Genomic DNA, 26,390 nt, shown 5'->3' with positions numbered 1-26,390 from the left:
TTGAGATTAATTTTACGGTCGGAGCACCACCCCCAACCACCAACCTCGTGACCTGAAAGGCTAATATTGTGACTTGTGCGTCCCGACGAGAGAGGAGGATTTGTGTTGACGAATAACTTGTAATTCATCCCATTTGGAGTCTCATTGCTCACATACAGCAGGCTAAAATGTTAGCTGTGAATGGGATTGGTTAGATGGATGAGTGACTTAGTAAAGCGGTTTGGACATGTATCACCGTTCAAATTGGCAACTGCGCCGGGAATAACCCGGTTTGGACGTGTATCTCCGTTCAAATTGCCAGCAGCGACGGAAATTACCAGGTTTGGACGTGTAACTCCGTTCAAATTGTCTGCTGCGTCGGGAATTACCCGGTTTGGACGTGTATCTCCGTGCAAAATGCCGGCTGTGTCGGGAATAACCCGGTTTGGACGTGTATCTCCGTTCAAATTGCCAGCAGCGACGGAAATTACCAGGTTTGGACGTGTAACTCCGTTCAAATTGTCTGCTGCGTCGGGAATTACCCGGTTTGGACGTGTATCTCCGTGCAAAATGCCTGCTGCGCCGGGAATAACCCGATTTGGACGTGTATTTCCGTGCAAAATGCCGGCTGTGTCGGGAATAACCCGATTTGGACTGCTAAGGTTGAGTACTGGTTGTTGGTTGGAATGTGCTGGCTTGGTGGGGCGCGGAGGTTCGGCAGGGTTCCTGAACGAATGGGATATCGACAAAAAGAAAAAAGAGTTGCTCCGCGGATTATCCCGCGCAACAACTCCCGTCTTCATGCTTTCCATATCTTCCGATCCACCCGCGTTCATCTCATCTTCCCTACCTGCCAATTCAACTTCGTTCATCTCAAATATCCTATCTTCCGAACCAACCAGCGCTCATCGCGACTTAAATCCGTACACCGATACGCCGTTCTCCTCGACATTGAGTTCCACGACCGATCCGGCGGAGATTTCGAGAACGGCACTTTCGGTATCCGAGCTCAGCTCGTTCAATAATCCCGCCAACGTAAAACTCACCTTTGCCGTCCTACGAGAGCTTTCGTTAATGAACACGAGTATTTTGCCTTCCGGGTGGTTTAGCGTCTTTAATCTCAACCCGCCGACTGCTTCTCGCTTAACCGTCATCTTCACGCTCACGCCCGCGCCAGTGTCCGCGTCCACGTCAGCTGCCGAATCCCCGACTAATTGAATATTTTCCCATACGGCATCGCGAACGATCGACTCGACATAGTTAAGCGTTACCGCATCCGGCATAGCAAAATAACGCTGAAACGCATTCGTCCCGATTCGAATGGCGCTACCCTCACCGTACTTACGCGACGTCACCGCCGGTCTGCCATCCGCGAATCTTGCCGACACGTCAACATCCGCTCCGACGATCTCCAGCGGCAGCCGATAGAACCAGCCCGGCAGCGCAAGCTCGCCGCCCGTTCCGTACAATTCAAGCCCGTCGTCGGCCGTCTCGATATCCTCGACCTCGGCTCCGAACAAGGCAGCTAACCGCCGAAGCGACTCTCCCGCGAGTTTGCCGTTCTCGTCCTTCATCCCCGAAAGTCCATCCGCGATTACGATTCCGCCACGACTGACGAACGACTCTATCGCGGCAATCTCTCCCGCTCCAAGGACGATAGCATTCGGAACGATCAACGCCCGAATCTCCTCGCGAATGCCCTCTTCCGCCAACCTCTTATCGGAGATAAGCTCTGCGGTGACGGAAAGATCCGAGAGTAGCAGATGAGCGCCGGCCACCGCGTCCGCGTACATGTTTCCGTTTCTCGGATTCGACGGATCTAGACCTTCGCCCTCTACTTGTCCGAGGGACATCGACCGTTCGGAAAACAAGATCAATACTTTGCCTCTTTCCGGGGTCGAATCACTGAATAATGCCTCGTGCGCCCCGATGATCTCCGCGGCATGTTTCGCCGCCAGCAATCTTGGCGACGGCTTCTCCAACTGGTTCAACAATGACCACTCGCCCGCTTCATAACCCGCGTTCCTCGAGTTGAAGCACCAGAACACGACCGCTTTCGCCCCGCTGCCGATCCCTTCCCATATCCAATGCTTAATCGTAGTTCCGGATGGAGTATACGCCTTCTCCGAGGAATACAAAGTCGTTCCTCCTTGCAGCTCGCTTACCCAGAATTTGCGCTCCGGATCGCGGGTCGCGCTCTTCATTAAATCCGAGAAATACCCGACGGATTGCGTCCATCTTTGCTCCGGGTAACGCAAGGAATGCCACATCGGATGAGCCGAACACCCCATGAAGTCAACGAGATCGGCTTCCATCCAGACGGATTGACCGACTCTCTGCATATCGAGCTGTATGTTATGAGGATTCACGTGAACCGGATGCACGGGATCCAGCTTGCGAATCTCGTCCCGGATGAAAATCAATTGTTCCTCCATATTGCGCACGGTGAATCTTATCCACTCCAACTGTTCGTTAAAAGAAACGAAAGGCTGCACATAGGATTGAAGCGTGCGGCCCATCCCTTTTTCCAACTCTTCGAAACTGGAATATTGCGTATAGGAGCCCTTGTTCACCTCTTCGATCGTCCCGTAAACCTCTTGCAAATAGCGGGAGTACGCCTTGATGGCATGAGGAGTCTTGTAGATCTCGCGACTCGGCTCGTTCCATAGAATCCAAGAATCCAACTGCGAATGGTTCCCGTATCTGGCAACGATCTTCTCGATATAGGCTTTCGTCCGTTCATGAAACACCGGATCATCCAAATCCGCTAACGACTGAGGCCCTTCCGTCAAGCGCATCCAGCCCGGCGGACTGACCGACATAAGCGTCGGCACGACCGTAAGTCCCGACAACGCCGCCTGCTCGAAGCACGCATCGTAATTATCGAAGCTCCACTTTCCGTCGGACGGCTCCAACTGCTCCCATATCATAAATAGACGGATAATCTCCAATCCGTTTTCTTTCATCGACACGACCATTCGTTTGACGTATTCCGGTGTATCGTCCTTGTTAATGAACAGTTGGCTCCCGATTCTGACCCGTTCCGGCACGCTGATCTCTCCCATCCTAACCGCATTATTTTCAAAGCTTACTATGCGACTATGATAAGTGATACAATATTCCCGGAGAAAAATAGCACGATTCTATCATCATAGCCCCAAGGAGATGAAGTATGTGACGATGGGTTCGACGGAAGAGAAACGTTTCACCGGAGGAGTCTCCCAGCATCCGTTCGCCTGCAAATCGCATGACACCGCGCGCCTCGGTTACCATTTCCCGGCTCATTGGCACACCCATCTCGAATTGCTCTACATCACTCGCGGGCAGGGAACTTTTCATATCGGAGGCAGATCCTACCTCGCTCTCGAAGGCGATTTATTGCTCATCAACGCGAACGAGGTGCACGCGGTAGACATATCGCCGGAAGACGACGCGGAGTACTTGATTCTGAGCGTTGTTCCCGAGGTCGTATACCATACGGGCAGCACGATTTTCGAAGCGAAATACATCTTCCCGTTCTTGCTGGGCAACAGGCAACACGAACGCCATTTTCGACAACGCGTCTTAAACGGCAGCCCGATTCCCGCGCTCGTCATGGACATCCATAGAGAGTACGAGCAGCAGAGGTACGGCTTCGAGCTTGCGATGCGGTCGGCGTTTACGAGTATTTTCTTATGGATGCTACGCTTTTGGATGAACCAAGAACCGGCGCAGGCGGGATTTCCTTCGTTCGCCGCTTCTTCGTTGGACAGCATCAAACCGATCTTCGAGCATCTGGAATACCGCTTCAAAGAAGACCTGACCGCTTCCGATGCGGCCCGGCTGTGCGGGATGAGCTACAGTCATTTCGCGAGATGCTTCAAACAAATCACGGGTCATAGCTTCGTCCGCTATTTGCATTATCGCCGCATTTCCGAAGCCGAGAAACTGTTGCTCACGACCTATTGGAGCGTCACTCGCGTTGCGTTGGAATGCGGATTCTCGCACACCAGCTATTTTATCCGTCATTTCCGAGCCCATAAGGGGTTAACTCCCAAACAGTTCGTCCTACGGGTAAAAGGAATGGGCTGACAGGTGGCGGTGAGACGGGGGGGAAGGCGGATTGGGCGGAGTTAGTCCGATTCGCTTACTATCTCGAGCGAATTCGGCCGCGGTGGGCGGAGTTAGTCCGATTTGAGCACTATCTCCGGCGAATTCGACCGCGGCGGGCGGAGTTAGTTCGATGCGCGTACTATCTTCGGCGAATTCGGCCGCGGCAAGCGGAGTTAGTCCGATTCCCGCACTATCTCCGGCGAATTCGACCGCGGCGGGCGGAGTTAGTCCACTTACTCCCCGTACTGCAGCCGAAACTGAGTCGGAGTCGCGCCAGCCAGCTTGCGGAACGTATGCACGAAATGGCTATCGTCCTGAAAGCCAACCGCCTGCGAGATTTCCTTGACCGTGCGGTTACGGTTCGCCAGCAGCAACTCCTTCGACTTCTGGACGCGAAACTGCACCAAATACTGATAGGGGCTGATGCCCCAGCTTTTGCGAAACAACGTGTTCAAGTACTGCGGGCTTACCCCCAGCGTCTCCGCCATTCGGCCAAGTCCGAGCGCCGCATCCCCATACTGCTCCTCGATCAGCAAATAAATCGGCGTTAGCCTCTCATGGCCTTTGGAGAGGGAAGGCTGTCCGCTGATTTGCCCGTACCTCTTGATTTGAGCCAAGAAGGAATACACCTCTAACGATCCGTTAATGCCCGCAAAATCAAAGCTGTACCCGCACTTCTCGTTATATTGCTCATGAATGTTCGCAAGCGGGCAATCGGTTTCCCAACTCAGCGGGGTCATCTGCGGAATGTCGAGGGATGCCGTAATCGGCGTGGACAAAGCGCCATCGAAAGTCATGTACCAAGTCGACCAAACCGCCGTTTCCGGAAAATAGCTATGAGGAACGTTCGGCTTCAGCAGAATGCCTTGGTTGGGATTCAGCTTCACGGTTGTGCCGTTAACCGTAAATTCGCCGCAACCTTCGACCGTGTGCAGCCAATGAAAGCCATTGTAACCGTGCTCTCTGTTTATCGCCGTTTGATGCCCCAAGCAACCGACGCTCGTGAGATGCAGAGGCAATCCGCGATCCCATTCCGTCGTCACGAAGTATCTGCTATATGAGTTGTTCATGATGGACCTCCAGTTTCATTTTCCTATACGATATATGAATTATATTATATTTCAATTCGTTATCCGTTGATCTAAAATAGGGTCGAAGTTGAATTATATTATACTCTATTGACCGGGAGTGAAGAAGCCATGACGATTAAGCTTGGTTTTATCGGATCTGGAGGAATCGCCAATCATCACCTGAAGAACTTGGTGCAAATGGACGGAATTAAATTATCGGCGTTCTACGACGTAAATCTGGAGCGCGCTCAAATAACCGCCTCCGAGCACGACGGAGCGAAAGCGTTCTCAAACCTGGACGACATGCTGGATGGCGAGAGCTTAGATGGCGTATACGTCTGCGTCCCTCCCATGGCGCATGGCGAGGCGGAAAGCAAGCTCGTCGAACGGGGAATTCCTTTTTTGGTGGAAAAGCCGCTAGGAATCGACAACGAAACACCGCACCGAATCGGACAATTGGTGAAAGCGAAGAAATTGACTACTTCCGTAGGCTATCATTGGAGGTATAATGAATCCGCGGGGCTTGCCAAACGGCTTCTAGAGAACAGCAAGCCGGGTATGGCCCTCGGCTACTGGATGGGCGGTATGCCTATGGTTCCTTGGTGGAGAACGCAATCCGGCTCGGGCGGGCAATTCGTCGAGCAAACGACCCATATCGTGGATTTGCTCCGTTATCTTTGCGGGGAAGTTCGAGAGGTGTATGCCGCTTACGCTCTTCAAGTGATGGGCGAGAAGGTCGAAGGCACCGACGTGCCGGACGTCGGCTCGGTCACTCTAAAGCTGGCCAACGGAATGGTGGCGACGATCTCCAACACTTGCCTGTTACCGGTCGGACATCATGTAGGTCTGGACATTTACACGAGCAACGGGATACTCGAGCTTCGAAGCGATGCTCTCCATGAGATCACTTCCGAAGGTAAGCAAACCCATTCGAACGTAGCCAATCCTTATTTCGTGGAAGACGAAGCTTTCATTCACGCCTTAAGAACCGGAGATACATCGCTTATTCTATCGGATTACGAAGACTCGCTGCGGTCTCATGAAATCACGATAGCGGCCAACGAATCGGCCGTTTCCGGCAAACCTATTCTTTTAACGAATCCACAAGGGGTGCTTAGCTGAAATGAAATACTCATTATGTATCGGAGCCTATTCGGGCAAAGACGAAATCTATCATCTGGAGAAAATCAAGGAGCACGGCTTTCACGGATTGGAGTATTACGCGTGGTGGGAATTGAAAGACCTCCGTCAAGTAGCCAAGGAGCAAGAACGCATCGGCGTCGGGATCAGCGCGACCTGCACCAAGTTCATCAGCTTAGTCGACGTATCCTACCGCGATGCTTATTTGGAGGGTATCCGCCAAACCATCGAAGCTTGCAAAATTCTTAATATTCGCTCCGTCATCTCCCAAACGGGCAACGTCGTGGACGGAATTCCGCGCGATATTCAAAGGCAAACGATGGTGGAAACGCTCAAACGTTGCGCTCCCCTTTTCGAAGAAGCAGGCATCGTATTAGAAGTCGAACCGTTGAACGGTCTAGTCGATCATAAGGGGCATTTCTTGCAGCGGTCGGACGAATCGGTCGACGTCATCGATCAAGTCGGCAGCCCGAACGTTAAGCTTGTCTTCGACGTTTATCATCAGCAGATCACGGAAGGAAACGTCATCCGCAACGCGACGGGTTATATCGACCGGATCAACCACTATCACATCGCGGATAATCCCGGACGCAAGCAGCCGGGCACGGGCGAGCTGAACTACGTCAACATCCTGAACGCGATCAAAGGAACGGGCTTCGAAGGTTTCGTCGGCTTGGAATGCGGCTATACGATCGACACCGACGTCGCGGTCCGCCAATTCAAGGACAACGTGTTGTCTCAAGTGGAGTAAGACGTGGAAGTATAATCTTAATAAGGTACCGACCGAGAGCTAACGCTTCCGGTCGGTACCTTTGCCTACTCCCCTTGCCGCGAAATATACTTCTTGTCTTTGAGGAACAACCGCCAGAACAAATAGAAGCCGGGGGCGAGCACGGCGATCCCGATCGAATAGGACACGAGCAGCGAGCGAAATAACGCATCGTTCGTAATCGCTTGTCCGATAGTCAGATGGGGATACAGGATATAGGGCAAGTGAGCCATGCCGTAGCCGACGCTCGCCAGAAAATATTGTCCGATGACGAAGGTGACCGCCAGGCGTGGTCGTCCTGGAGGACGTTGCCCGTCCTTGATCCATAACGCGCTGTACCCGATCGCGAACGAGACGATCGAAGCCAGAAACCATGGCAAGTGCTCGCCTATCCTCACCACGATCCAAGCTGCTTCCGGAGTCATCGTGTAGATGGCCAGAACGGCAGTTAACAACGTTAACGGCCCCATGGCCACCGCGACTTTCCGGTACGAAAGATAGGTAGAGGTTTCCCCCGCTTCATGGGCATAGTCGGACAAGAACAAAGCCGCCAAGAATAGCTCGGAGGAGATGCCGAAGGCCAAGTGCGCATACTCCGTCGGGCTCGACAGCAGCTTACCGAATAACAACGACGGATTGCCTTCGGACGATAACTCGACGAAGCCTCCGAGCGAAACAGGCAATACGCTGAGCAGCAGACCCGGAATCAGCACTCCCGTTAGTCCGGATACCCATCGCAGCGGCCTGCTGTATCGCTTCGTCGAATAGCTGTACACCATGAAGCTGCTGCGAATCGTAAGCAGAATAAGCACCAAGCTGACGGGAACGAGCAATATCGTACCGAGCCAGAACGCCGCTTTCGGGAAAAACCCGACCATGGCGACCGTAATCAGCACGAGAAACACGTTCGTGACTTCCCAAGACGGAGACAAATACCGATTGGCGATCTGCGCCGCTCTCGTGCCGGATCTTCGGTCGAAAACCAACGCCCAGAAACCCGCTCCGAAATCCACCGATCCTAGAATGGCATACGCGAATATTAAAGCCCACACGAGCGCAATAGCCACCGTAGCATGATCCATTCTCTTAGCTCCCCTCCGTTACGCCCAGCTCGCGCGCCACAGGCTTGCGTTTGAAATAATACCGCATAACCGTGATCGTGAGGATCATGAGCAACACGTACAGGCCTATGAACAAGCCGAACAATACGCCGATATTGTCCGACAAGGTTGCCGCGTCCGCCGTTTTCTGTACTCCGCTAATAACCCAGGGTTGCCTTCCGGTGCAACTGAAAATCCAGCCCGTTTCTATTCCGATAAGAGATAACGGTCCTCCGGCCACAAGTACAGCTAGCAGCCAACGGGGATAGGGGCGCTTCAGGACAAGTCGATAGAATAACGCTCCAAAAGACAGCGCTACTAAGAACCCGCCGATAATGACCATCAGATTAAATAACGTGTGGATATATAGCGGCGGCCACAGCTCGCGTGGATAGTCGTTCAATCCCCGAACGACTCCGTCGAACCGGTCCGTCGCCAGAAAGCTGAGCGCACTGGGAATCGTAATCCCGCCAACCACTTCTTGCTTCTCCAAGCTGGTGCTGCCGAAGATTTCCAAGGCGGCGTGAGGTCCCGTTTCGAACAACCCTTCCGCCGCGGCAAGCTTCAAAGGCAAATAATGATGGAGCATCTGCGCCGTGAAGTGGCCGTTGATCGCCGTAGCCATGGAGCAGACCAAGCCGACGATCAACGCGAGATAGAGGCTTCTTCTGTGATACTCCCGTTCTCTCTCCGACTTGCCCTTCTTCAATAGCTTATAGGCGGCAATCGATCCGACGCAGAAAGCACCGGTCATGAACGCCGAAGCGACGACATGAATTGCCGTTACGGCGAAGCTTGGATTGAATATCGCTTGAAGCGGATGCACGTCCGTTACTTTGCCGTCCGCGAGCTTGAAACCCCGAGGAGTGTTCATCCAAGCATGAACGTTCGTAATCAGCACCGCGGAAGAGGCCGACCCGAAGGATACCATAATGACGCTGAGTATTCGCAGCTTGCGCGACAAGCGATCCGCGGCGTAAATATAAATCGACATAAACAACGCTTCCAGGAAAAAAGCCCATATTTCCACTTGGAAGGGTACCGCGATGACCTGTCCCATGATCTCCATGAATCCGGGCCACAGCATCGATAGCATAACGCCCACGATCGTTCCCGAGGGAATAGCTACTCCGAGCAGAATCGCCTGAGCTTTCGTCCAGCGTTTCGCCATGAGGGAATAGTCTGAGTTTTTCGTAATGCCGGCGAAGATCTCCGCGAATACGATCATTAGCGGCACGCCTACGCCGAGAGTCGCGAAAATAATATGAAAAGCCATGGAGCTACCGAACAAAGCCCTTGCCATCACAACCGAATCCATCTCTCGCATCCGCCTCCCTGCTAGTCTTCGGGTAGTATTCCGCCGCGGATGGGAAAAGATGTATATTCATGAATCTCAAATCAATCAAAATCCGATGACGCATGCTTCTGTCACAAAAAATCCACAGCCGGAGATGGCTGCGGATGATGATATAGCGATCTTTCACTTCCACCAAATACTATCCCTTTCCTCTTCGCGGATGCCTTCTTCCCCGTACCAATCGAACTCCGCTTCCCGCTTCCCGAATTTCCAGCGCGAGGCGCAAGTCGTTCGAAGCCAGTCCAGCGGTTCCGCGGCCGGCTGCGGCATCGACGCTATCCGGAAAGCATTGCGCACCGCTTCCGTCTGCTCGGCATCCAAAGATCCCGGCTTAGCGGAAAGAAACAGCGGAGTGCCGCTATTGGCCACCAACTCCAACCACTGCTTGCTTTCTTGCCAAGGGGTAAACGATGTCAACGCTACGCAATCCGCGTCATGGCTGAAGAACGCTCCATGCTGATGCATGCGGAACGCCAACGTGTTGATTCCCATTCGTCGGGTTCGCTCCCAACCCTTGCCGCTCGTATCGTCGCCGGTTCTCTGGATGGCGAAAAGGCCGGCGGCCAGATGTCCGATCGTATTGCAACCGATCACCAAGGCATCGCTGGCGGCATCCGCGATTGCGCGATAGAAGTCCACGATGATCTCCGCGGTCGTTCTCGATCGGTCCGAGAAGGAATGTCGCGAGCCGATGGGCCGGGATCCCATTTTAAAACCCCATTCGCCCAACAGATCAAACGTGCTGAAGTCGTGCTTAATCAGCTTGAACCCCCATTGGACGAGCGTCTTCATATCCTCGGCTACGTATCGAAGCACATCGGGATGACTGGGATCCAAGCACCTATCCGCGCTTCCCTTGAGTATCCACGACTCCGGCACGCGCTCCGAAGTAAGCAGCGGACGGAACCAAATCCCCGGTCTCACGCCGGCTTCGGACATCTCTTCCGCCAATCCGCGCATATCCGGAAATTTGCGGTTCCCTACCCAAGGCCCTCCGTTGTATTCGGGTATGTTGCCGTTAATTTGCCATCCGTCGTCGATGATCATATAAGGGCGATTCGATAATCCTTCCGCCAACTCCGAGATGAAACGGGCGTCCGCTACGACTTCCTCATGCGAGCTCACTCCGTAAGTATAGTACCAATTGTTGCCGCCATAGATAGGTTGCTCCGGCATGACTGGCGTATCGCACAAACTCCGGCATAGACGATTCGCCGCCGAATGAGCGCTCTCGCCTTCTTCGCCGGCATATTGCACAACTTCCGCCGCTGGCAGAATTCTGCTTCCTAATAGAACGCCCTCCGCCCCGCAGCTAATATCGGATACTAGCGTGACTCCGTTCCTATCGAGCCGCCAATGGGAGAAGGACCTCCCGCCCGTTTTCACCCCGAAACCGAACGAATGCGCCCCGTCGTGAATGATCGCATACCACGGCATTACTCTCTCGGGCACCATTTGGCGCCACTCCAGGTCGCCATAGCCGCGTTCCCAGTGATCTCCGTATACTTGCAAGCCGCCTCCGGCTCGAAGCCCATGTTTCCATCGCATCACTATGCGTTTAACCGCCGTTCTTGGAGCGCTAATGCTTATGCCAAGAACGCCGCCGGCAATTCCGAATTCGAGTCCGGCATCGGAATTCCGCCATCCCGCCGTACCTTTTTCAAGCGCCGAGCTCCCCTCTTCCGTTTCGATCCAAGCCCAGTCCGGTTCCCTGATCAAATCGATATCCATCATGAGATTATACCTGCCTTCGGTAGTGTTCGAATCCGTTCTCTGACTTTATAATAAAGAGATGCGATTCGATAAACCTCTCAATAGTTAGAGTCTTGTTCTCATTTCATGAGACGTGCGAGAAAGGAAGCGGCATCGAGATGCAACAGCCCGGATACATGAGAAATTATACGAATATGAACAAGCAGTTTCCGTTCTCCATCGACCTGTCCGTGATCGACGGGACTCTTGCCGCCCACCGCCATGACTTCCTGGAATTCTCTTACGTCCGCGAAGGTCATGGAACGGAGATCATTAACGGCGTCCGTTATCCGTTAAAGCCGGGCACGTTAACGTTCTTGCTCCCGTTTCAATATCACGAGATCGTCTCGGATCCCGGAACCCCGTTAACCTTATATCATAGCGGCATGTCCCCTAGCCTTCTTATGGGAACCCCGGAAACGGGCGCGGGATTGGAGCAATTGCTCCATGAGGACGATTCATTACCGCCGAATTGTTCGCTTGACGAGACGGACAGGTCAAGAGCCGACCGGCTGCTGGACGATATGTTCAAGGAGCATCGCGGAGAATCCGCTTGGAAGAACGTCGTGTTGCGCAGCCTGTTGCTCGAGCTGCTCGTCCTATTCGACAGGTCTCGAAAGTCTGCGGCCCCTACGATCTCCGATCGCCCGGCCCAACTAGCCGGCAACGGTTCCAACCGCCATAAGTCGTTCGGCAAAGTCGTTTCTTACGTAGAAGCTCGCTATTCCGAGACGTTAGCTCTCGCAGAAGTAGCCCGCGTTCATCATTATCACGAGACCCGTCTAAGCGTGCTCTTTAAGCAGCACACCGGTCAAAGCTTCGGCGACTACCTGCAAGACGTGAGACTACGGCATGCTTGCGCTTTATTATCGACGTCGGCATTGAAAATTACCGATATCGCCTCGCAAACCGGCTTCGGGTCCATCGGTACGTTTAACCGCGTGTTCGGCCGCAAAAAAGGTCTGACTCCATCCGCTTACCGCAAGAAGTTCCAATAACGCAAAAAACGTCTCGGAGGATTCGCGATCCACCGAGACGGCTTGACTTATAGAATATCTAAATCCGTTCCAGCTTTCTTTCCTTGATCTCGCCGTTATAACCTTCTGGAAGCTTGACGATCATCCGGATATCCGACGGGTACGTCACGTTAATACTCATCGTTCGGGTAGCCTCGTCGGCTTTCCACGACACGTCGATCCTTCCGCCCGACGGATGCGGTACGCTGCCGCGCGCCCATTCCAGTCCGCACGGAACCGGCGCGATCTCGACGACGCTCCAGCCCGGCGCCGAGCTACGAACGCCCAAGGTTTCCCTGCCGAGAAAATAAGCCGGAGCGGAAGACCATGCGTGGCAATGACTGCGGGTCACCATATCCGGATTCGCGCGATTCTCGAGGAAGTTCGGATATTGTTCCCAGCAGGTCGTCGCTCCGTGGGCGATCATGTTGCCGTAGTTATGGCGTATATCATCGAGAATCAGCTTCACTTCGCCGACTTTCGCCAACGCTTCGTAGTAGAAGAACGACATGAACGGACTTCCGATCTGAACGAAATGCTCGGGCGGTTGAATCAAGTACTTGTCAATGACCGATTTCCGTTCGCCCTGCGCCACTCCCGTTAGCGATGCGACGACTTGGGTTTGCATGCTGGTCACGGTTGATCGTCGACCGTCGGCATGAATGCAATCGATGTATACCTGCTTCTCCTCGTCCCACAGTTGCTCGTTGATTGCCGCTGCCAACTTATCCGCAGCCTCCCCGAAGCGAGCCGAGCCTTCCGCGTCCCCGGCCAGTCGGCCCATTGCGACGGCAACACGCAGTGTTTGCACCAAGAAGACGTTCTGATGCGTCACGATCCCGTCGTTCGGTTGATCGATCGGAGACCAATCCAGCAAATTCCATCCTTTGACGTTGAACAGCCCGCTTCCGTCGATTTTGAGCAAATAATGGTCCATCGTGTAGCGGATATGATCGTACATCTCCACGGCGAAAGCCTTATCGTCGGTTTGCTCGTAATATTCGGAGCAGGCGATCGCCCAGAAAAACGTCCAGTTCGGAATGACGCTGCTCCATCCGCTCGGCACTTGGTCCGCATAAAGCGGCGTCTGATACTTCGATCCCGGGACAAGCCTTAAGCAACGCTTCAGAATGTCCTGCACGCCGTATAGGTAGTTGCTGACGAGCGCTTCGTTACGGCTATCGCCTACCCAGAATGTCTGCTCGAAAGCTGGGCAATCGACGAACGTGTCCTCCATGCAAAGCTTGGTCGTATGGCGACTGATTTCCCAGATGTCGTTAAGCAACGGATCCGAACACTCGAATCTACCGACTTCGGCGACCGGATAGTTGCTTTGGGCGAAAGTTATTCCGTGAATTTTTACCGGAGCTTCGGCTTTTCTTACCGTTAACGCCAAGTACCTGAATCCTCGGCGGACCGGAGACGTATACGACTGACGGCCAGACCGGCTTACGTATCTAAGCGTATGGTCAAGCCCGAACATATCCTGACGATATTCCCCTAACATATACTCGAAGCCGTACCAATCCAAGACGGTTCCTTCCGCCGCCTCGACCTCGAACGATAAGTAACCCGAATACTCTTTGCCGAAATCCAGCAAAATCTCCGTGTCGTACCCTTCGTATACCGGAACGATTGCCGCATCTCCATTCGGAATGACAGCGTTCTGCAGTTGCGCGGGAACGGCTATATCCGCACGGTCTTTTTTCCAAACGCATTCGCTGAAGACATCCGCTTCCGATACGTATTTGAGATCTATCGGACGGAGACTGTCAACATACTTCTCGAGATCCGCGGCTTGCTTGACCGATCCGAGCAATTCCTTATATCCGCCGAGTTCCCGATCAATCTCGCGGCGATCCTGATGATCCAAATTCACGACGAAGTCGAAAGGACCTACGGTGCAAAATGTCGACTGCCCCGCGAAACGCGACAACGGCGTTGCGAATGCCAGCTCGTCCGCGTCTTCCGCGTAAACGCCGATCTGAAGCTTCCCTGTATGCATGCCGCCGGATACGTCTACGAGCAGCAGGTTATCTCCCGCCTTCAGCTCCACGTCCACATACCTCTCGGGCTGGCTGCCGTACAACCGATCCATCCCGATCGTTTCCCCGTTTACCGACAAGGCGTTCAAGCACTCCCCGCTAGCCAGAAAACCTAGCGTAGCCCGCGCCGGACGGCTCGTTCTTATCGAGCTTGCCACGAACCCGGTCAACTCGACGACGTTGGAATGATCCTCGCTTCCTTCCACCAAAGCGGATCGAACGTCGATAGCCGCCGAAAGCTGGAACGACTTGTATCTAACGAGAGATTCCACTCTAACGGGATGGACGATCTCTTCCGTCAGCATGGGAATATCCCTCGGTTTTAGCGTCGTCCACGGCTCCATTCCGGCCGGCCCCAGTTCGAGCGCGTTCCGCCATCCCGAATCGTCGAACTCCCGGCCGATCCACTCGGCGTCCCAAGCAGAAGCGTCCACGTATTCCGCGAAAGCGTGCTGGCAAGACATGCGAGGCGATCTCGAATGCTGGCCTTCGTGCTTGGAGGTCTTCCAAGCGGCATCGGTCGTTAGCGCAACGGTCCCGTCTCCGTACTCTAGCTGGGCAAGCAAACCGCCGCGCCCGCGAAGGTAGTAGAACGTAGAAACGCCGAAGTGCATGACCATAACCGCTATCGTGTTGGCTTCTCCCGCTTTCAGCAAATGACCGACTTCATACGTATCGTAAGACTGCTCGAAGGGCCAAGAACGAACCGGTCCCCGCCCGAGCTGCGTGCCGTTCACGTATAACACGTATCGCGAATCCGCCGTTATCTTTAATGACGCCGTGTTCGTCCCCATCGAAGGCGCTTCGAAGACCGATCGGAAGCATCTCCATTCGTTACGCGGACTTTGTTCCCCGTCTCCCCATATCCATGACGCCTGCCAGTTCATTGTCGACAACACTTCCCCGAGTTTATTGTCCTGCCCCTCTATTGTAAAAAAATAAAGCGCTTCCGTTATGGGTTTATCACGACAAAATGTAGGTGTATAATGACTTCATACTCTGCGACTTAATGATGTTCGGAAGGAGTGCCTATGCTCATGCGCAAACCTGATCCAGTCCTCGAAAAAGGAGAAAAGTTTTTCGCGAACGGCTTGGCCTTATTCGTTAATCGGGTACGCGAACGGTTCGATTTGGCCGAACACGCGCACGATTTCATCGAAATTTGTTACGTATGGGCGGGGAGCGGATTTCATTACGTCGGGGATCGAACGATTCGCGTCTCTCAAGGGGATCTATTTTTTCTTCCCGTCGGCGTTTCCCATATTTTCCGCCCGTCCTCTCCTAATCCCAAAGAACCGCTTATTATCGGAAATTGCATTTTCGACGAAACGATCTTTCGTTTCCTGACGTCGACCCTGCCCGTCGAATACGGCTTGTACCGTTTCCGCGAGATTAACCCCGAGACGGAGCAGTGGCTGCACACGCGCGAAAAAACGGGCGAATTCGGTCGTCTGTTCGAGTCTTTGCTAATGGAGTTCGAGAATAAGCGAACGGGCTACGAGACGATGATGTGCGGATTGCTCCTCCAACTGCTCATAGGAATGGAACGCGCGTTGGCTCCTCTTCCTCTTCCTCGGCCTGGAGCCGAAGCTTCCCCCTACGAACGGATGGACAGCATTTACCTTTACGTTCGCGAGAACCTTCACGGAAAGCTACCGATCTCCTCCGTCGCTCGTCAAGCCGGTATCGGAACAAGGCAGCTTCAACGTTACCTAACCGAACATAGTGGCCTGACCTTCACCGCACTCCTGCAAAAAGAAAGGATCGACCGCAGCTGCGAGCTGCTGGCCGACCCTTCTTCCGCTTCCCTCTCCGTCGCGGACATCGCCGTGCGGGTGGGCATTCAAGATCTCAAACGTTTCCATCGCCTATTTAAATTGGCAACCGGCACGACTCCGGCACGTTATCGCCAGAGCCATTCGCTTACCGGCGACTCCCGTCGGGCAAATCGCTCAGCTACTGCTGAATGACATGCGAAGCCTCGTGGGGGAGATGCTGCTCCTGGCCGGAAGCCACATGGATGTCGGAACCTTGCGCGTAGGCTGACGCTTGCAACGGCGCGGGATCATGAATCCTCACGCCTCCGTCGGAGCGACCAAATGAAGCCTGGATTTGCTCGAAATAAGGCAACCTCGCTCCTGGCGCTTCCGCCATCGCCATCGTCTGCTGATTGCCGATCTGGGCCTGCAGCTCAAGCATGTGCTCTGGCGTCATGCCGCCGGACGCCGAAGACGACGCCGGCGAGCTTGAACGGGAAGATCTAGAATGCGAAGCTAGACTCTCATTCGACTTGGCATTCGGAGTGAACCGGAATCCCATTGGTTTCCACCTCAATTAATAATTATATTCTAAACAACCCGTAACCGTTTAACGGAACGACCGGTGTGCGGTCAACGGCAAGTCCTTCCGACTCTCTTCTTAGGGCAACGTCGACCAACCACTGAGTGAACGAAGCGACGTTCATCGATTCCATTTCGCTTAAGCTATAGAACCCCGCGGCATCCACTTCGACGCCGTCCGGAATCGGCTCCCCGCTCACGTATTCCATCGAGAAGGCCACGTACAGGTTATGAATGATTCTCGGCTGATCGCGCAATGCCACGACTCCCAGAACCCTGGCTTCTACTCCGCACTCTTCCAGAACCTCGCGCCTGACGGTATCCTCGATCGGTTCCAGCTGCTCGATATATCCGCCCGGATTCGTCCAGAATCCTTTGCCCGGTTCTTGCGCCCGGCGGACTAGCAATATTTTATCGTCCTTAGTGACAAGCGCGCCGACGCCGACGCTGTAGTTGCCCCAGTGAACGAAGCTGCATTCGGTACATGCTCTTCTTAACGTGCCATCGACGTCCCGCGTCTCCATTTCTTTGCCGCACGACGAACAAAACTTAACCTCCAACACGGTCACCTGCTCTATGATGTTGTTTCTTTCATTTATACTCCTGCCGGCGTCATCTAGCAATAGGGTTGGGACAATTCGTCGTCTACAATCGAAAAGAACCCCCGACCGCCTTGGCGGAGGAAGGGTTCTTCAGCTGATTCGTCTCGTTGTAGCTCATGGCGGCGGTGTTAAAGAACTTTCTCCGTTAACTCCGGCCCTTCTATCAATGATAGAATGGAACATCGAACTCGATTCCGCAAGGTCCGCCGTCGGGATTCAATTCCCGATCGACGGGCGTTCCGTCCGCCTGGTACAAGGGACGATAGTGTCCGTTGATATGGGTCGACGAAGCATTCGCGTAATGGCAGATGAAAGCGCGGCGGAACTGGTCCTTCGTCTTGTTCCGGTAAGAGCCGTGAATCAGGTTGCCGTTGAAGAAGAGCACGTCGCCCTTGTCCATGGCGACCGGAACCGCCTTCTCGCCTTTCGGAGGCTTCACGTAGTGTGACGTGAACGATTCGCTGGAATCGGCTTCGGCCGGACAAGAGAGCTCGTAATCGCCCGTCTTCGGAACGACGAGCAAACCGCCGTTTTCTTCGTTCGCGGCATCGATCGCCGTCCACGCCGCGATGCAGTTGCCCGGTTCGACTTGCAAATAGAAGTTGTCCTGATGGAGCGCTTGCCCCCGTGAACCCGGCGGCTTGTAATAGAACATGCTCTGCGCGGCCAATGCTTCTTCGCCGTACAAATCCGCCAAAATGTCCAGAACCGGTCTATGAAGCATGTATTGTTTGGCTACATCGTTGAACCGATGCGGGTGCATCACGCGCGGAAACCGCTTCAAAGGATCGTCCGTCGCCCCGCTCAAGTCCGGCTCGAAATATCCGGGTACCGGCGTATGGCTCATCTCTTCGAACGTATCTTCGATAACGCGGACATCATCGCTCGTAAATAATCCTTTGACCAATAAGTAGCCATCCTCCGCGAACCGGGCAAGCTGTTCTTCCGTCAGCGTCTTTATTTTCGTCGTCTCCATATCCGATATCTCCCTTGATTGCATATTCTGCTTCTTGACATCAGATTAATCTTTTCCGTATGTTAGTTGAAGTAAGAATACTGCTAATAAGTATCGGAATCCTGCTATTTCTAAGAATAGGAACGGAGGCGTTTCATGATCCGGGAACATCAACTCGATAAATATCCCTACATGCCGACCGATATCATATTCGGAGACCACTTCGATATGGGAGACAGTTACAACTTGCGACGGCCTACCGGAATAGACAACTGGCTTATCGTCTATACCTTGAGCGGCGAAGGATATTTCCGCACGCCTTCCGGAGAGAAGCGCTGCGGGGCGGGACAAATCGGAATACTAAGAGCCGGAGTCCCCCATGAATACGGCACGGTCAAAGGCCAGCGCTGGAACTTCTTCTGGGCGCATTTCCGCAAACTACCGGAATCCGACTATTTGCCCAACGAGGAAATACTGATCCACGGCTTGCCCGAAGGTTATCTGCAAGAGAGGGTTTATTCGGGCTTCCGCAACTTTTTCCACGATTCCCAAGACCGATCCAGCTTCTGGGTCTCCTTGTGCGAGAACACCCTGCGGGATATTATTCTGCTGATCGCCCAACGTCTGGAGAAAAAAATCGACTCGAGAATCGAGCAAGCGCTCCAGCTTCTATCGCAAACGATGGCGAACGAAATCCGGATCGACGATCTAGCCAAGTCCGTCGGGCTCTCTTCCTCGCGATTGTCGCATCTGTTCAAGCAAGAGGTCGGAGTGTCCGTATTGGAGCATCTCAACGGAATGAGGCTCCGGCAAGCCGCCTTGCTCATGGAACACATGGGCAGGACGGCCACCGAAGCCTCGCTCGATGTCGGTTTCAATAACTATAATCACTTCGCGACGCTGTTCCGCAAAGCTTACCAAATGAGTCCAAGGCATTTCGTTAATCGCAAAGACCCGCCGTAAGTTTAACTTATAATCTAATCTCCCGGCCAAGCTCGGCCGATTCGTAGATAGCGGATAGGATCTTGATCATGTCTACGCCATGGTCCGGCGTGATGATCGGCTTCTCGCGGCCGAGCACGCATTCGACGAAATGCTGAATGTTAGCGGTGTGCTGCGGAACGGCGGCGGAAGTAAACTGCGGCTTCTGGTCGATCAACACTCCGTTGTTCTCCGTGAAGATGTTCAGCTTGTCGTTGATCAGGCTGAACCCGCCTTCCGTGCCTCTCCATTCCAAGAACTTCTTCTCTTCTTCGATGTTGGAAGCCCAACTGAACTCGATTTGCAGCGAAGCTCCGTTATCGAAACGGATAAATCCGGCCGCCAAATCCTCCACGTCGAACGTACCCGCGGGAATCGCGCCCGAAGCGTCCGGACGATCCGCGAACTTGCGGTACGTCGAGCCCGATACCGTAACCGGCTTCGGATTGCCGCTTAGCCACATCGCCATGTCGATCATGTGCACGCCAAGATCGATAAGCGGCCCGCCTCCCGACAGCTCCTTCGTCGTGAACCAGCCTCCGCGCCCGGGAATGCCCCGGCGACGAATCCACCCGCAGCGTCCCATATAGAGATCGCCGAGCTGGCCTTGCTCGATGATGCTCTTCGCGAATTTCGCTTCCTCGCTGAACCGGTTGTTGCGCATCGTCATCAGCAGCTTGCCCGAATCGCGGGCGACGTCGGCCATCTTCTGGGCTTCGACGGGATTAACGGCATCCGGCTTCTCGCAGAATACGTGCTTACCCTTCTGAAGTGCCGCGATAGCAATCTCCGAATGGTACAGGTTCGGCGTGCTGATGCCTACGATATCGATCGACGGATCCGCAATCAGCTCGCGGTAATCGTCGTACACCTTCGCATCGGGGAAATCCTTCGCCGCGGCTTCCGCGGACGCGCGGAACGCGTCGCAGAACGCCACGACTTCGACTTCCTTATGAGACAGCCATCCCGGCAAATGAGCGAATTTGAAAATTCCTCCCGTGCCTATAACTCCTACTTTAAGCGTCATGCTTGATTCCCCTTGATCGTCTCTAATGGTTGGGCATTGCCGTAACGCGGGTATTCGCGATCGACGGGAGCTGCCCATTTTACGGCATTGGAAATGACTTTGCGTACTTGAGGGTTGTAGTAAGTCGGGTACGTCTCATGACCCGGACGGAAGTAGAAAATCTTGCCCGCGCCCCGAGTGTAGCAGCAACCGCTGCGGAATACTTCTCCGCCTTCGAACCAGCTCACGAGGACGAGCTCGTCGGGCTGCGGGATATCGAAGTGCTCCCCGTACATTTCTTCTTGCGGAAGCTCGATATATTCGCCGATGCCGTCCACGATCGGATGGCCCGGATTAACGACCCAGATGCGTTCCTTCTCATCCGCTTCCCGCCACTTCAGATCGCAGGAAGTTCCCATGAGCTTCTTGAATATTTTCGAAAAATGACCCGAATGAAGCACGATCAGCCCCATGCCCTTCAGCACGCGTTGGTACACTCTTTCCACGATGTCGTTGTTCACTTCGTCATGGGCCATGTGTCCCCACCAGATGAGGACGTCGGTTCCGTCAAGCACCGCTTCGGATAAACCATGCTCCGGATCGTCTAGGGTCGCCACTTGAATGTTGCCCGTAACGTCCAGACCTTCCGCAATCGCGGCATGCATTCCTTTCGGATAAACCGACGCTACCTTCTCGTTCGTTTTCTCATGACGATATTCGTTCCAAACCGTTACGTTGATTGATTGGCTCATTTTCGGCAGACTCTCCCTTAACGTTGAATTTCCTCTTCATTGTATCCGAGGACCGGGAGTCAATCGATTGCCTATCGGGTTCAATTTTTACGGTATTCTGTTATCGCTTACACACTACACTGCGGCTATGTTAAAATATCGTTACGCGATCCTGTCGCCACCTTCACCCGTAAGGAGCCTGTGCCATGTATCCAGATATGCGCCACGAGCAAGTCGTCTACCAGAATCCGTTCCTCGCGATGAGGATTTGGCAGATTGATTCCGAATACGTTCCTACTGAAGATTTTCTTCGTAAGAAACAGCGCGAGCTGCAGCAAAAAAAATATCTCGATTGGCACTACCACGTGGAGGTCGAGTTTCTTCTCATTCTCAAGGGGGAGCTTACGGCCTTCTGCGGGGAAGAGCAGCATGTGCTGCGCAAGGGGGATATCGCGTTGTTCGGTTCTTCCGAGCCTCACGTAACGGTGCAAACCACGGACGGAAGTCTAAGCTATATCGTGTTCCAGATCGATCTGCGCAAGTATTGGGACGTCAGCACGCTGAACAGCATGCAGCACTTCTCCGAGGTTATTCGACCGCTTAGCTCGCTTAATTACGTCTATAGCGATAATCGCGATGCCAGGCTCCAGACCGCATCCCTCATCCGCGAGATTTACCGGGAAATGAACGACGGCCATATCGGCTACGAGCTCGCCGTGTCCTCCCGCATCAAGAACATTTTGCTGCTCCTGCTCCGGAACGATACCCGCCAGCTGTTACATTATAACGACAATCGCCTGCTCGGCAGGCTTCAGCCGGCCGTCGATTACGTCGAAGCTAACCTGAGCGAGAAGCTCGCCGTGTCCGACATCTGCGCGAAAGTGAATATGAGCTACACTCATTTCATCAAAACCTTCAAGAAGGCGGTCGGCATGTCGTTTACCGATTTCGTCGTCTACAAACGGATTAAGAAAGCCGAGCAGCAACTGCTCACGAACGACGTGAGCATAGCCGAGGTGGCGGAGTCCGTCGGCATCTCCAATCTTGGCCACTTCTACGACATGTTCCGCCGATACAACGACTGTTCCCCCAAGCAGTTCAAGGATAGGCTTCGGGAGCCGATCGCGGAAGCTTGATCCATTACGCCGAAGTTGTCGCTTCCTTGATCAAGCGATCCAGATCTTCCGCGTATTGGCGCCGCCGATCCTCCGTCCAACCCGACCTTTCCGCCATGGCCTCGATAATCCGCGCTTTCCATGCGTTGGCGGCCGAAATATCGAAGAACAGCCAGCCTTTGCGACGAACGATGAAGTCTTCCGGCTTCACGGCCATCTCTTCCTCCATGGCGTACCTGAGCTCGGCGGCTACGCGAAGCGATAGTTCGTACCGATCTGCCCACTCCGTATTACGCGTATCCTCTGAAAAGGCAAAAACCGATTTCGCGTTGGAGCCGTAGAATCTCGCGATAGCCTCCGCGTCTTTCTCTTGGAAACCGGCGAGTATCCCTTCCTTCGTCTGTTCTGCAACGAATCGTTCGAAGTTGCGCGAACCCCCGACGTCACCTCCCGAGATCGGCATCTCCTTCGTTCGGGCACCCGAATTCGCGCCGGTGTTTAACCCTCCGTCCTGAAGCCGTTTCGCCACGTCGTCCACGATCGCTTCCGCCATTTTCCGATATCCCGTTAATTTGCCGCCTGCAATCGAAATCAAGCCCGAGGGTGCATGGAAAATTTCGTCTCGCCTGGAGATCTCGGAAGGATCCTTCCCTTCCTGATGAATGAGAGGGCGCAGGCCGGCCCAACTGGACTCGATATCGCGTTCGCCGAGTTTAACCCCAGGAAACATGAAGTTCGCGGCGTCCAGCAGGTATACGCGATCGTCCGCCGTCGCCCGCGGACGATCGATTTCCCCTTTGTAATTCGTGTCCGTCGTGCCGAGATACGTCTTGCCCTGCCGCGGAATCGCGAATACCATCCGTCCGTCCGGAGTATCGAAATAAACGGCCTGCCGCAGGGGAAACCGGGATTGATCGAACACGAGATGAACGCCCTTCGTCAGCCGTAACGTTTTGCCCGACTTGGAGCCGTCCAGCTTACGAAGCTCGTCGACCCACGGCCCCGTCGCGTTGACGACTTTGGTCGCCGATACTTCGTAATTACCGCCGTCGATGACGTCGCGGATTAAAGCCCCGGTTAATTTACCTACCGCGTCGTAAGAAAGCGAGTCGACCTGGGCATAGTTGACGGCAAGTACGCCGAACTCCCGCGCCTTCTTCATGACTTCGATAGTCAACCTCGCATCGTCCGTGCGATACTCGACATAGTATCCGCCGCCCTTCAATCCCTCTCTTTTAAGCAACGGTTCTTTGCCAAGAGCTTCCTTCGCGCTCATCATGGAACGGCGCTCCTCCCTCTTGACTCCCGCCAGAAAATCGTAAACGCGGAGGCCGAGCGACGTAGACCACTTGCCGAACGTACCTCCGGCGTATAATGGCAGAAGCATCCACTCCGGCGTCGTCACGTGCGGTCCGTTCTCGTAGACGATCGCCCGCTCCTTACCGACTTCGGCCACGACTCCGAACTCGAATTGCTTCAAGTACCTCAGCCCGCCATGCACTAGCTTCGTCGAACGGCTTGACGTCCCCGCGGCGAAGTCCTGCATCTCGACCAACCCGACCCGCAAACCTCGGCTTGCCGCGTCCAGCGCGATGCCCGCGCCCGTGATTCCTCCTCCGATAACGAGCAAATCGAGCGGACGATCGCTCATTTCCTCTAACATTTCCGTTCTCTTCGCGTAAGACATTCCGTATGCGTTCATTGTCATCTCTCCTCTGGCTAAATAAAAAAACCACGTTAACCGCCTCCGGGGATTTAAAGCTTCCCCCGGAAACCATTACGTGGCTTCTCCATGAACTCCGACCGATATTAACTTAAGGTTATGATAGCACCGTTATTCCGAGAATGCAATGGCCGCTTTGACCGCTCTTTTCCAACCGTCGATCGTACGAACAACAGCTCACCGCTCTCTGCCTTATCCCGCGCTCCATCCACTTCGTCCAATAAAGGAGCGTGGACTATATTTTCCACAGCTCCCGTTTCGATGTCGTAACCGCTGTCGCTCCCGCTTCCAAAGCGACCTTCACGTCGTCTTCCGTTCGGATGAGCCCCCCGGCGATGACCGGGATGCCCGTTCTCTCTTTTACTTCCCGAATCATATGCGGAATGACGCCGGGAAGAACCTCGATGAAATCCGGTTTCATTTTCTCCATCAAGGAATAGCTCTTCTCCAGTGCGCCGGTATCGATGAGGAACAGCCTCTGGATCGCGATGAGCTTGTTCTGCTTCGTTTTCTGAATGACCGCGGAGCGCGTTGTGATCAACCCCGCCGGCCTCACGTGCTGGCATAGATATTCCGCCGCGTATTCGTCGTTCTTCAGCCCGTCCACGAGATCGGCGTGAAGCAGCACATGCTTCCCGTGGCGTTCCGCCAATTCGACCAAATTCCGCAATTGGCCGAGATGCCCGCCTAGCAGGACCAAGTAAGCATACGGAGTCGACAGCGCCGCTTCCATCTCTTTCGGCGTTTTGACCGCCGGCCATACGGACTGATTCTTGATCAGCATGCTACCCCTCCAAACCGAGTTCAAAGCTGTCCTAAATATACAAACGGGACATTCGGAAAGTCAAACTGTTTCGCCCAAGTTTATATTCCTTGACAGGTATATTCAAATTGGATTATATTCAGGTCATGAACACTATGACTTTAAGCGCTCTCGCCGAGCCAAACCGGTTACACATCGTCGAATTGTTGCGTGACGGTCCCCGCCCAGTAGGAGAGATCGCCGATCGGCTTCGGCTGCATCAGCCGCAAGTGTCCAAACATCTCCGCGTGCTCAGCGATTCCGGGCTCGTAGAGGTGCATCCGATCGCTAACCGGCGGATATATAGACTGCGGCCTCAGCCTCTTCAAGAGCTGGATACATGGCTGGATTCTTTCCGCCGCATCTGGGAACAAAGATTCGATCAGCTGGACGATTATCTGCTTGAGCTTCAAGCCAAGGAATTGACCGACGGGGACAAGATTTAATAACCTCCCGTCACAGTATCCCCTTGAAGGATTGACAATTGACATCCTCTCGGAAAGGAGAACCGTTGCGCGTTCCATATTAGGAAAAGAGGCTTCGCCTCTCCGTTTCGCTTAACTTAAGCGTCCGGGGCGGCGAAGCCTCTTTCGGTATGGATTAGTCCTTGAAGAATGATGCCAATACCGGAGCAAGGACATCCATCGCTACGTCATGGCTTTGTCCTTCCAACGTTCGGTATTCGGCGTTAGGAAGAATGTGCGCGATCGCTTGCGACGATTGTCGGATGGACGCCTGGCTCTTGTCGCCGTCAACCACGAGCGTCGGCACCCGGATGCCTTGCCACTCCCTGGCGGATAAAGGCTTTCCGGACACGGTGTCCCCCATGATGGCAAAATCGTACGGGAGCGTATGGGCGACGGCCTTCAGCCTTTTCCATACGCCGGGCATCATCCGCATCATGCCGACGAAGAACCCCGGGACTCCCATTCCCTTCGTCATGAACCATTTGACCGCGTCGCCGCGTCGTTCGGAGTCCACCATGTCTTGAAGCTTCGCGAGAAAATCGGCCGGAGGAAGCTTACCGTTATCCTCTAGCATGAAAGGTGGCTGATACAGCGCCAGCTTCTTGATCGGCAGACCGCTTGCTGCGGCGCGCAAGGCGAGAACCGCTCCGGAGGACATCCCCCATAAATGCGCGAAACCCCCCGCTTCTTCGATTAGAGCTCCAATATCCTCGATCTCCCGTTCCGCCGCATAGGGAGCCGTATCCGAACTGTCGCCCCGGCCGCGTCGATCGTAATTGATAACCGTGAAATCCTTCGATAAGAAATCCGCGAGTTTTAAGGTGCCTGGAAATTTCCGAAAGCTGAATGCTCCTCCTACGAGGATCACGACGGGTCCGCTACCGGTTAAGTCATAAGCGATTTTAGTGCCGTCCTTCGAAATTGCCTGCCTCATGACATTTCTTTTAAGTATCCGTCCAGTGTGTCCAGCGCCATCGAGAAGCCTTGTTCCATTCCCATTTCTACGGTCAGTTTGAGCGCCTCCGGGGATTCGAATTTAATATGGCTAACGAGCCGCGTTTTCCCCTCGACTTCGATGAATTTCATCGTTCCGAATTGCTCGGGAATCATATCGTTCGGAACGGCGTTCTCGTCCGCGAACAAGCTCGTATAGGAAACTCGCTCCGGACGCTTGATCTCGCCGTACACGCTTCTGACCCAATGCGTTTCGCCTTCCGGCGACCGCATGCAATAATGCCATATGCCTCCGGGGCGTAGGTCTATCTTACACACGGGAATGGTGTACGGCAACGGCGCCCACCAGCGCGCTACGTGCTCGGCCTCCGTAAACGCCCTGAATACGAGCTCTT

Annotated in this window: 23 protein-coding genes and 1 pseudogene; 8 read left to right on the top strand and 16 right to left on the bottom strand. The window is 54.1% G+C overall.

Going from position 1 to position 26,390, the window contains the following annotated elements; genetic code table 11:
* Positions 1–170 precede the first annotated feature (170 nt).
* Both DFP95_RS28635 and DFP95_RS05810 read right to left on the bottom strand, forming a co-directional pair.
* On the bottom strand, positions 171–851 hold the full coding sequence (locus DFP95_RS28635; protein WP_147304137.1) for a hypothetical protein: 681 nt from the start codon (positions 849–851) through the stop codon (positions 171–173).
* A 33-nt stretch (positions 852–884) separates the two neighbouring features.
* Positions 885–3,029, bottom strand: a complete 2,145-nt coding sequence (locus DFP95_RS05810; RefSeq protein WP_181907281.1) for a beta-galactosidase — start codon at positions 3,027–3,029, stop codon at positions 885–887.
* Between the two features lie 130 nt (positions 3,030–3,159).
* Between DFP95_RS05810 and DFP95_RS05805 the strand changes: the two genes are divergently transcribed.
* Positions 3,160–4,050, top strand: coding sequence for an AraC family transcriptional regulator (locus tag DFP95_RS05805; protein WP_245987432.1), 891 nt, complete (start codon positions 3,160–3,162; stop codon positions 4,048–4,050).
* Positions 4,051–4,304: 254 nt separating this feature from the next.
* On the opposite strand, the gene DFP95_RS05800 is transcribed toward DFP95_RS05805, so the two are convergent.
* A complete protein-coding gene (locus tag DFP95_RS05800; RefSeq protein ID WP_115991628.1) occupies positions 4,305–5,141 on the bottom strand; it encodes an AraC family transcriptional regulator in 837 nt (278 codons plus the stop codon).
* Between the two features lie 129 nt (positions 5,142–5,270).
* Between DFP95_RS05800 and DFP95_RS05795 the strand changes: the two genes are divergently transcribed.
* Complete coding sequence (locus DFP95_RS05795; RefSeq protein ID WP_115991627.1) at positions 5,271–6,263, top strand: Gfo/Idh/MocA family protein; 993 nt, start codon at positions 5,271–5,273, stop codon at positions 6,261–6,263.
* Position 6,264: 1 nt separating this feature from the next.
* Entirely contained in the window at positions 6,265–7,032 is a 768-nt protein-coding gene (locus DFP95_RS05790) for a TIM barrel protein (protein ID WP_115991626.1), read from the top strand.
* A gap of 65 nt (positions 7,033–7,097) precedes the next feature.
* Here DFP95_RS05790 and DFP95_RS05785 read toward each other — a convergent pair whose 3' ends face one another.
* From DFP95_RS05785 to DFP95_RS05775, 3 genes are all read right to left on the bottom strand, one after another.
* On the bottom strand, positions 7,098–8,132 hold the full coding sequence (locus DFP95_RS05785) for a cytochrome d ubiquinol oxidase subunit II (RefSeq protein WP_115991625.1): 1,035 nt from the start codon (positions 8,130–8,132) through the stop codon (positions 7,098–7,100).
* Between the two features lie 4 nt (positions 8,133–8,136).
* A complete protein-coding gene (locus DFP95_RS05780; RefSeq protein WP_115991624.1) occupies positions 8,137–9,468 on the bottom strand; it encodes a cytochrome ubiquinol oxidase subunit I in 1,332 nt (443 codons plus the stop codon).
* A gap of 162 nt (positions 9,469–9,630) precedes the next feature.
* The gene (locus DFP95_RS05775) at positions 9,631–11,241 is read right to left on the bottom strand and encodes a glycoside hydrolase family 36 protein (protein WP_115991623.1); all 1,611 of its coding nucleotides are present in this window, start codon (positions 11,239–11,241) and stop codon (positions 9,631–9,633) included.
* A gap of 137 nt (positions 11,242–11,378) precedes the next feature.
* On the opposite strand from DFP95_RS05775, the gene DFP95_RS05770 reads away from it, so the two are divergent.
* A complete protein-coding gene (locus tag DFP95_RS05770; RefSeq protein WP_115991622.1) occupies positions 11,379–12,257 on the top strand; it encodes an AraC family transcriptional regulator in 879 nt (292 codons plus the stop codon).
* Positions 12,258–12,315: 58 nt separating this feature from the next.
* Here DFP95_RS05770 and DFP95_RS05765 read toward each other — a convergent pair whose 3' ends face one another.
* Complete coding sequence (locus DFP95_RS05765; RefSeq protein WP_115991621.1) at positions 12,316–15,207, bottom strand: family 78 glycoside hydrolase catalytic domain; 2,892 nt, start codon at positions 15,205–15,207, stop codon at positions 12,316–12,318.
* Positions 15,208–15,357: 150 nt separating this feature from the next.
* Between DFP95_RS05765 and DFP95_RS05760 the strand changes: the two genes are divergently transcribed.
* The gene (locus DFP95_RS05760) at positions 15,358–16,290 is read left to right on the top strand and encodes an AraC family transcriptional regulator (protein WP_181907279.1); all 933 of its coding nucleotides are present in this window, start codon (positions 15,358–15,360) and stop codon (positions 16,288–16,290) included.
* Here DFP95_RS05760 and DFP95_RS05755 read toward each other — a convergent pair.
* From DFP95_RS05755 to DFP95_RS05745, 3 genes are all read right to left on the bottom strand, one after another.
* Positions 16,277–16,639, bottom strand: coding sequence for an eCIS core domain-containing protein (locus tag DFP95_RS05755; protein ID WP_115991619.1), 363 nt, complete (start codon positions 16,637–16,639; stop codon positions 16,277–16,279). The two genes, DFP95_RS05760 and DFP95_RS05755, sit on opposite strands and share 14 nt — an antisense overlap.
* A gap of 22 nt (positions 16,640–16,661) precedes the next feature.
* A complete protein-coding gene (locus DFP95_RS05750) occupies positions 16,662–17,222 on the bottom strand; it encodes an NUDIX hydrolase (protein WP_342768186.1) in 561 nt (186 codons plus the stop codon).
* Between the two features lie 202 nt (positions 17,223–17,424).
* Entirely contained in the window at positions 17,425–18,237 is an 813-nt protein-coding gene (locus DFP95_RS05745) for a phytanoyl-CoA dioxygenase family protein (protein ID WP_115991618.1), read from the bottom strand.
* 135 nt (positions 18,238–18,372) lie between these two features.
* On the opposite strand from DFP95_RS05745, the gene DFP95_RS05740 reads away from it, so the two are divergent.
* Positions 18,373–19,179 carry a helix-turn-helix domain-containing protein gene (locus DFP95_RS05740; protein ID WP_115991617.1) on the top strand — a complete coding sequence of 269 codons (807 nt, stop codon included), beginning with the start codon at positions 18,373–18,375 and terminating at the stop codon, positions 19,177–19,179.
* Positions 19,180–19,186: 7 nt separating this feature from the next.
* Here the strand turns inward: DFP95_RS05740 and DFP95_RS05735 are convergent, their stop codons facing one another.
* Together DFP95_RS05735 and DFP95_RS05730 are read right to left on the bottom strand one after the other, a co-directional pair.
* Positions 19,187–20,224, bottom strand: coding sequence for a Gfo/Idh/MocA family protein (locus DFP95_RS05735; RefSeq protein ID WP_115991616.1), 1,038 nt, complete (start codon positions 20,222–20,224; stop codon positions 19,187–19,189).
* A complete protein-coding gene (locus tag DFP95_RS05730; RefSeq protein ID WP_115991615.1) occupies positions 20,221–20,955 on the bottom strand; it encodes a ThuA domain-containing protein in 735 nt (244 codons plus the stop codon). The genes DFP95_RS05735 and DFP95_RS05730 overlap by 4 nt, the downstream gene beginning before the upstream one ends.
* A 185-nt stretch (positions 20,956–21,140) precedes the next feature.
* Between DFP95_RS05730 and DFP95_RS05725 the strand changes: the two genes are divergently transcribed.
* Positions 21,141–22,070: an AraC family transcriptional regulator gene (locus DFP95_RS05725; RefSeq protein WP_115991614.1), complete on the top strand. Its 930-nt coding sequence runs from the start codon at positions 21,141–21,143 to the stop codon at positions 22,068–22,070.
* 4 nt (positions 22,071–22,074) lie between these two features.
* Here the strand turns inward: DFP95_RS05725 and DFP95_RS05720 are convergent, their stop codons facing one another.
* Together DFP95_RS05720 and DFP95_RS05715 are read right to left on the bottom strand one after the other, a co-directional pair.
* Positions 22,075–23,751: a glycerol-3-phosphate dehydrogenase/oxidase gene (locus tag DFP95_RS05720; protein ID WP_425453243.1), complete on the bottom strand. Its 1,677-nt coding sequence runs from the start codon at positions 23,749–23,751 to the stop codon at positions 22,075–22,077.
* Positions 23,752–24,007: 256 nt separating this feature from the next.
* Positions 24,008–24,556: a glycerol-3-phosphate responsive antiterminator gene (locus DFP95_RS05715; RefSeq protein WP_115991613.1), complete on the bottom strand. Its 549-nt coding sequence runs from the start codon at positions 24,554–24,556 to the stop codon at positions 24,008–24,010.
* A 125-nt stretch (positions 24,557–24,681) separates the two neighbouring features.
* Between DFP95_RS05715 and DFP95_RS05710 the strand changes: the two genes are divergently transcribed.
* Entirely contained in the window at positions 24,682–25,020 is a 339-nt protein-coding gene (locus DFP95_RS05710; protein ID WP_115991860.1) for an ArsR/SmtB family transcription factor, read from the top strand.
* A 154-nt stretch (positions 25,021–25,174) separates the two neighbouring features.
* Here DFP95_RS05710 and DFP95_RS05705 read toward each other — a convergent pair whose 3' ends face one another.
* Complete coding sequence (locus DFP95_RS05705; protein ID WP_115991612.1) at positions 25,175–25,975, bottom strand: alpha/beta fold hydrolase; 801 nt, start codon at positions 25,973–25,975, stop codon at positions 25,175–25,177.
* Positions 25,972–26,388: pseudogene (locus DFP95_RS29245) on the bottom strand (SRPBCC domain-containing protein); the annotation flags it as partial. The gene DFP95_RS05705 and the pseudogene DFP95_RS29245, both read right to left, overlap by 4 nt.
* Between the last annotated feature and the right edge of the window lie 2 nt (positions 26,389–26,390).

Source organism: Cohnella lupini, assembly GCF_003386205.1.
GTDB lineage: Bacteria > Bacillota > Bacilli > Paenibacillales > Paenibacillaceae > Cohnella > Cohnella lupini.
The sequence above is the reverse complement of the archived record's forward strand: the minus strand, read 5'-3'. Positions and strand labels throughout refer to the sequence as shown.

What these genes read in the sequence shown, in the direction of transcription:
- DFP95_RS05730 (WP_115991615.1), bottom strand. Translation starts at nt 20,955, where the DNA reads ATGAGCCAATCAATCAACGTAACGGTTTGGAACGAATATCGTCATGAG.
- DFP95_RS05770 (WP_115991622.1), top strand. Translation starts at nt 11,379, where the DNA reads ATGCAACAGCCCGGATACATGAGAAATTATACGAATATGAACAAGCAG.
- DFP95_RS05760 (WP_181907279.1), top strand. Translation starts at nt 15,358, where the DNA reads ATGCGCAAACCTGATCCAGTCCTCGAAAAAGGAGAAAAGTTTTTCGCG.
- DFP95_RS05805 (WP_245987432.1), top strand. Translation starts at nt 3,160, where the DNA reads ATGGGTTCGACGGAAGAGAAACGTTTCACCGGAGGAGTCTCCCAGCAT.
- DFP95_RS05725 (WP_115991614.1), top strand. Translation starts at nt 21,141, where the DNA reads ATGTATCCAGATATGCGCCACGAGCAAGTCGTCTACCAGAATCCGTTC.
- DFP95_RS05710 (WP_115991860.1), top strand. Translation starts at nt 24,682, where the DNA reads ATGAACACTATGACTTTAAGCGCTCTCGCCGAGCCAAACCGGTTACAC.
- DFP95_RS05745 (WP_115991618.1), bottom strand. Translation starts at nt 18,237, where the DNA reads ATGGAGACGACGAAAATAAAGACGCTGACGGAAGAACAGCTTGCCCGG.
- DFP95_RS05775 (WP_115991623.1), bottom strand. Translation starts at nt 11,241, where the DNA reads ATGATGGATATCGATTTGATCAGGGAACCGGACTGGGCTTGGATCGAA.
- DFP95_RS05780 (WP_115991624.1), bottom strand. Translation starts at nt 9,468, where the DNA reads ATGGATTCGGTTGTGATGGCAAGGGCTTTGTTCGGTAGCTCCATGGCT.
- DFP95_RS05755 (WP_115991619.1), bottom strand. Translation starts at nt 16,639, where the DNA reads ATGGGATTCCGGTTCACTCCGAATGCCAAGTCGAATGAGAGTCTAGCT.
- DFP95_RS28635 (WP_147304137.1), bottom strand. Translation starts at nt 851, where the DNA reads ATGAACGAAGTTGAATTGGCAGGTAGGGAAGATGAGATGAACGCGGGT.
- DFP95_RS05765 (WP_115991621.1), bottom strand. Translation starts at nt 15,207, where the DNA reads ATGAACTGGCAGGCGTCATGGATATGGGGAGACGGGGAACAAAGTCCG.
- DFP95_RS05705 (WP_115991612.1), bottom strand. Translation starts at nt 25,975, where the DNA reads ATGAGGCAGGCAATTTCGAAGGACGGCACTAAAATCGCTTATGACTTA.
- DFP95_RS05740 (WP_115991617.1), top strand. Translation starts at nt 18,373, where the DNA reads ATGATCCGGGAACATCAACTCGATAAATATCCCTACATGCCGACCGAT.
- DFP95_RS05735 (WP_115991616.1), bottom strand. Translation starts at nt 20,224, where the DNA reads ATGACGCTTAAAGTAGGAGTTATAGGCACGGGAGGAATTTTCAAATTC.
- DFP95_RS05720 (WP_425453243.1), bottom strand. Translation starts at nt 23,751, where the DNA reads ATGAACGCATACGGAATGTCTTACGCGAAGAGAACGGAAATGTTAGAG.
- DFP95_RS05795 (WP_115991627.1), top strand. Translation starts at nt 5,271, where the DNA reads ATGACGATTAAGCTTGGTTTTATCGGATCTGGAGGAATCGCCAATCAT.
- DFP95_RS05790 (WP_115991626.1), top strand. Translation starts at nt 6,265, where the DNA reads ATGAAATACTCATTATGTATCGGAGCCTATTCGGGCAAAGACGAAATC.
- DFP95_RS05715 (WP_115991613.1), bottom strand. Translation starts at nt 24,556, where the DNA reads ATGCTGATCAAGAATCAGTCCGTATGGCCGGCGGTCAAAACGCCGAAA.
- DFP95_RS05800 (WP_115991628.1), bottom strand. Translation starts at nt 5,141, where the DNA reads ATGAACAACTCATATAGCAGATACTTCGTGACGACGGAATGGGATCGC.
- DFP95_RS05785 (WP_115991625.1), bottom strand. Translation starts at nt 8,132, where the DNA reads ATGGATCATGCTACGGTGGCTATTGCGCTCGTGTGGGCTTTAATATTC.